The organism is Mycobacterium sp., assembly GCF_035274705.1.
In the GTDB taxonomy this organism is placed as follows: domain Bacteria; phylum Actinomycetota; class Actinomycetes; order Mycobacteriales; family Mycobacteriaceae; genus Mycobacterium.
The window spans coordinates 1-5,283 of the sequence record NZ_DATENY010000124.1; the positions used below are offsets into that span (position 1 = coordinate 1).

Annotated in this window: 5 protein-coding genes; all 5 read right to left on the reverse strand. The window is 62.0% G+C overall.

Annotated elements, in window-relative coordinates:
* Positions 1-134: 134 nt before the first annotated feature.
* A complete protein-coding gene (locus tag VJV41_RS26025) occupies positions 135-659 on the reverse strand; it encodes an Imm61 family immunity protein (RefSeq protein WP_325338668.1) in 525 nt (174 codons plus the stop codon).
* A complete protein-coding gene (locus VJV41_RS26030) occupies positions 656-3,418 on the reverse strand; it encodes a glycohydrolase toxin TNT-related protein (protein ID WP_325338670.1) in 2,763 nt (920 codons plus the stop codon). The genes VJV41_RS26025 and VJV41_RS26030 overlap by 4 nt, the downstream gene beginning before the upstream one ends.
* 49 nt (positions 3,419-3,467) lie before the next feature.
* The gene (locus tag VJV41_RS26035) at positions 3,468-3,740 is read right to left on the reverse strand and encodes a WXG100 family type VII secretion target (protein ID WP_325338672.1); all 273 of its coding nucleotides are present in this window, start codon (positions 3,738-3,740) and stop codon (positions 3,468-3,470) included.
* Between the two features lie 14 nt (positions 3,741-3,754).
* Positions 3,755-4,057: a WXG100 family type VII secretion target gene (locus tag VJV41_RS26040; protein WP_325338674.1), complete on the reverse strand. Its 303-nt coding sequence runs from the start codon at positions 4,055-4,057 to the stop codon at positions 3,755-3,757.
* 564 nt (positions 4,058-4,621) lie between these two features.
* Positions 4,622-5,283, reverse strand: a 662-nt coding sequence (locus tag VJV41_RS26045) for a polysaccharide deacetylase family protein (protein ID WP_325338676.1), incomplete at its 5' end; no start/stop codon positions are given.

The following is a 5,283-nucleotide window of genomic DNA, read 5'->3' on the forward strand; positions in this document are numbered from 1 at the left end:
CAAGGGTCATGACGATCCTTTCGGCTCACTTAGATGTGTTTCTCGGTGGTTTCCGTGGATTGATGACGCTCGGCAAGACATGCCTCCGACGGATCCCCGTCTCGTTTCGAGTGGCAATGACAAGCAGCGGCATATCAAGGAACGACCAGCAGGGGCGCCCCGCTCGGATCCAGGTACGACGTCCGCAATGCCGCCGCGGATTGCTGAATGATATTAGAAATATCGGCCAATTCAATTCTCGCCAGGAATGGATCCCAACCACTTATAGCGCGCAAGTCGCCACCGGGCACTCGCAGTCCAAGATAGGCGTCGTTCTCGAACGGGATGGACTCGACCGTGTAACCATCGGCTAGTTGCCTGCTGACCAGATACGCATCAGGCATCCCATTCTTCTGCCGCAGGAAATTGCCGAATAGCTTTACTAGGTACTTCTCAAGGAGATCCGAATCGCGCGCCGCGAAGTCGAAGTGCTCGGGACTCTGTCGCTCTGATGAAGATACCTTGTACCACCCATCTTCATAGGCGACGAAGTATTCCGAGCTTGTATCATTCCAAAACAACGTGCGGCCGTCGACTACGGATGACCGGACAGTCGTAAAGCCGGCCTGCGCAATGAAATCCACCATCTCGTCGGAGATATCGACTTTTGGATCGCTCATCGCAGCACTCCCACCCTCGGGTCCTTCAGGACGCTAACAGGAACCGCAGAATTCGTTGAGTCAAGCACACGCACCTGTATCCCGCCGCCTGGTTGACCTGTCGCCGGAGCTATCTCTGACACCTCCACCTTCCAGCCTGGAGGAAGCTTCGATGCGTCAAACGTATACGAATTGTAGGGATCGCCAAGTGAATTGACGTGCATTCCACGCTGCTCCCAAGGCGCTGGATTTGCATCCTCCATTACGGCCAAATACTTCCCGTCGCCTCCGATCCTATCTACCTTATCGCCGTAGTCCGACGTGAACTGATACGGATCGTCATATGCCACTTTTGACCCTGGTACAGCACCATCGTTATTTGGATAGTTCTGATAGTGCTGGCCGTCCGGTCCATAACTATTGAACCGTTCAGAGTATTGCTCTGACGTGTAAGCGACACCATCTGGCCCACGCCCATAGGGTGCCGCGGGATCCGTAATTAACTCACCTACCTGCGGGTTAATGTCCGCCAGTGGATCGTGCGGAAATTCCCAATGGCTCGACAGCGGTTCGCCGTAATGAGGAACGATCGGTTCGTCTGGCAGACGATGCCATCCTGGTCCTGACTCCTGGCCGTTGTGAATTGGATCGTGGTGCCCATCCGAATTCAGGTCATGCGTTCCGCTTGACGGCGGCTCGTGCAGATTACTACCCGATGTCGGTGGGTCTGCCCCATCGTGTGCTGGCCGTTCAGGTGCGCCGTGATCGGACGGGATGCCCTCTGATCCGCCGGCACTTCCGTGCGGAGGCTGCTCGACCGCAGGGCTGCCGTGGTCGGCGGGCGGTGCGTGCGGCGCTTCTGCTGTCGGCGTATGCATTTGTGGGGCTGGAGCCGACGGCACGTGCGGGGCCGCTGACGCAGTGGCTGGCATCTCGGCCGGCGCTCCGACAGGAGCCGAGGCATGTGGCGCGGCGGCCGCGGGCGCTTCAGCGGGTGCGGCGCCAACCATTGCCGGTTCCGGAACTCGCGGCACCGCAGCTGCACTCGACTGAACAGGCGCCGGTTCCGAGGCGTGGGACGGTACATCGTGCGGAGACGCAGACGCAGTAGTTCGAGCTGGCTCCGGCTGCGCGTGCGGCGCCGGCTCTGCCGGGGCATGCGGCGCTGGTTCCGCTGGGGCGTGCGGTGCCGGGGCGTCGACACGCGGCGTCGGTGTTTCCGTGTGCGGCACTGCTTCTGGTCGCGGCGGTTCGACGGGCGCATGGCCGGTCGGCGGCGCCGAGCCTGGCGCGGCGCCACTTTCGGGAATGTTGACCTTGTCGAGGTCGCCGCCGATCTGGCCGGCTTTGGTGGTGATGCCCTCGGTGGCTGACGCGGCATGCGTTGCCGCGCTCGCCGCATCGCGGGCTCCTCCCGCCGCCGTACGTCCTTCGGCTTGGGCCGCAGCCGAGGCCGCTCGGCTCTCCATCTCCGCAGCCGTGACCGCCGGCCTCGCTTCCGCACCTACGGGGAATACCGTCATCGCGATATTGGCGGAGATATTGCCCACCGCATCCGCATAGTGACCGCTCGCCCAATCCTTGTAGTCCACAAGGTTTTTCGCTTCGTCGAGCACACCCTGTGGATCGGTCATCATGTGGGTTGCAAGAGCGGCGGGATTCGCCATGTCCGCCATGTTCTGGGCCGCTGCGTTCCACATGTGCAACGCCCCCTCGGGGTCGTACGCGAAACGCGTCGGATCGAAGCCTTCCAAACCGTTGACCGTCCGCAGTACCGTCTCGAATCCGCTCTTGTTGGCACCGACAACCCCGTTGAAGACCGTCGCGAGCGGGTTGCCGACTTCCTCGCCGAGGACGTCGACGAACTCCTTCTTGGCCCATGATTGGAAGTCGCCTGTCAGCGAGTCGAGCACGTTGATGCCCTGGCTGAAGAGCTGGCTGCTCGCGTCGGCCTCGCGCTTCATGTTGTTCAGTACTGTTTTGATCTCGTTGGCGATCTGCTTGATCTTGTCGATCGGGTTATGGCCGGTGAAGACACCGCCGATCGTCTCCAAGATCCCGCCCGGACTCAGCTGCTCCAGCAGGCCGCGCACGGCGTTCTGCGTGGTTTCGACCGTCGCGGCGAAGCCCTCGACCTGAGTCGCCAATTCCTGTGCCTGCCCCGCAATTCCGGTCAGCGCGTTACTGATGTTCGTGACCGCCGCGGACATCCGCCCTGCCTCGGGTATCTGCTGCCCACCCAGTCCGGGGCCCGTCGCACCGACCTGACCCGCGATGCCACTTATGGCTGCACCGAACGTCCTCCATGCCCCCGCCGCTGCGCGCAAGGCCTCGGGATTGCCATCGGGCCACACATCGCCCACAAATGCCTCGACGAGTGTCCAACCCAGCGGGGCCGCAACTCCACTACCCATCGGCGGCGGCATGCTCGGCGCCTCGAATCCTGTCGGATTGCTCGGCGGCGCCACCGGTGGGCTGCCACCTCCGACCGTCGATGCCGCGTTCGCGCGGCCATAATTCGCGGCCGACATCTGGACGCCGAAACCCACCCGACGACACGCATTCACCGCCGATCCGGCCGCATCCAGCAGCGCCTTGCCTGATTGCGTGTAGTTGTTGCCAAAGACGATCCCAGCCGCGTCATGGCCGAACATCGCTCCCGAGCCCGACAATGCCGAGTTCAGCGCACCGACGGCCGACGCGATCGCGTCCCCCTCGCCGCCGACGGTCCCACCCGTCGCGGCCAGCCCCGCCGGGTCGACCGCATACGGTCCCGTCATGGCCGGCTCCCGGCCAGGCCCGCATCAGCTTTCATCGAACCTGTGTGGATCAGCTCCACATACGGAGATTGGTCTGTGCGGCGTTCGAATAGTCTTCGTGCGCCTGCTCGGCGATCTGCCGCAGCCGGGCCAGCGCCTCCCGCATCTCGCGTGCGCCCTCATCCCACTCCTGTTGCGCAGCACGCTCGGCGTCGCCAGCGTCGCCGTACCAAGCCGTTCCCAACCGGGCGACGGAATTCGCCGCCTGCGCGAGATGGGCTTCGAGCTGCCCGTCGAACTCCGACATCCGATCGACCACGGTCAACACCGCCGACGGATCCACGCTGAAAGCACCCATCACAGACCCGAACCCGACACATCGGCGGCGCCGGAGGTGTCTGTTCCTGAGTATCTGCCTGCCGCTTCTTGCAATAGGCCATGCATCGCCGTCAACCCTTGGACGACTTGCGAGGCGCCGTCATGCCACTCCTGCCAAACACCGCTGTACGCGGAGGCCGCCTCGCCTGACCATCCCGAGCCCAGCAACCCCGAGACCTCACCGTCAAGTGAGCCAAGTCCCGAGCGTAAGCCTTCAGCCACCGATTCCAACTCCGCCGCAACAGCAACGAGTTCAGACGGTGTGACCCCTAGTTGCGACACCCAACACCACCTCGCCCCGGTGAACAGATACTTGCAATAGCAAACTCTGAGCCTACCGGCGTACCGAGTGCCTCGTTGACACGAATTTCCGCCGCACGGCTCAACGCCGCCATGTGCGAATCGGCCTCGGAGGGGTTTGGGTCCAGCTACACCTCATGCACACGCATGCGGGACTCAGCAAACGCGGTTGACGGTAACGAAAATATAACGGTCAGGCAAAGGCGGGATCACGATCTGTCGGATCGCCGTAACCAGCCGCCGAGGTTTGCTAAACGCCGTACCGAAGTAACTCGTCGGCGGTGATCAGCCGTTCTGCCTTGGCGGGGAATTCACGGCTCTTCAGAGGATGGCGCAATAATGACCAGGTGATTCGACTCACCCGTGTCCGAGATATCGGGTTGAGGTACACGGTAGTAACTCCTGCGGTATACCGATTGCTGATCCAGGCCCTACTTTACCGCAGCGCCCTTATCAAGTCATTAGATACCCGATATCTGGCAAACTGAACTAGGCGCGCCGAACAATAATCAGATGTTTTTGGTGTGACAGAAGTGACGGATGTGGTCAGGTCCGATCGGGCTTGAGGAACACGTCGTCAAGCGTCACAGTCCGCAGCTGGCGGGACCGTATGACGTCGACAAGTTGGCCATAGACATGGGTCACCGGCAAGTGATTCAGATGGCCGATCACGATGGCTTGTGGGTTGAAGTACTTGTTGGCCATCTTGACGATCTCGTCCTGAGGTATCACGTTCTGGTCCTCGAGCGAACCCGACCATAGCGTGTCGGCGGTGTACCCGAGGTCACCCGCGACCTTGTCGACGGTCGGATTGTGCTTTCCATACGGCGGCCGGAAGTAAGGCCGCGCGTCGACGCCATACGTCTTCCAGAGGAACTGGTGGTTTCGCCGAAGTTGTTCTGCCACATCGTTTGCCGAAATCGTGGTGAGGTCGGGGTGGTTCCATGTGTGGTTGCCCAGCTGGATCTGGCCGTCATCCACCAAGGGGCGCAACAAGTCCCGATTGTCCGTCCACGAGTAGTACGTACCGTTGACGAAATACGTGAGCCGAATTGCGGTGTCCTTGGCGAACTGCGTGTAGAGGCGCACCACATCGCTGCTCACGCCGTCGTCGACGGTCAGCGCGAGCAGGTCACCTTCACCGGGCAGGCTGCTGAGCACGCCGCCGCCGGGCAGCGGAATCCGCGCCGTCCGCGGCGGCGGCGGCA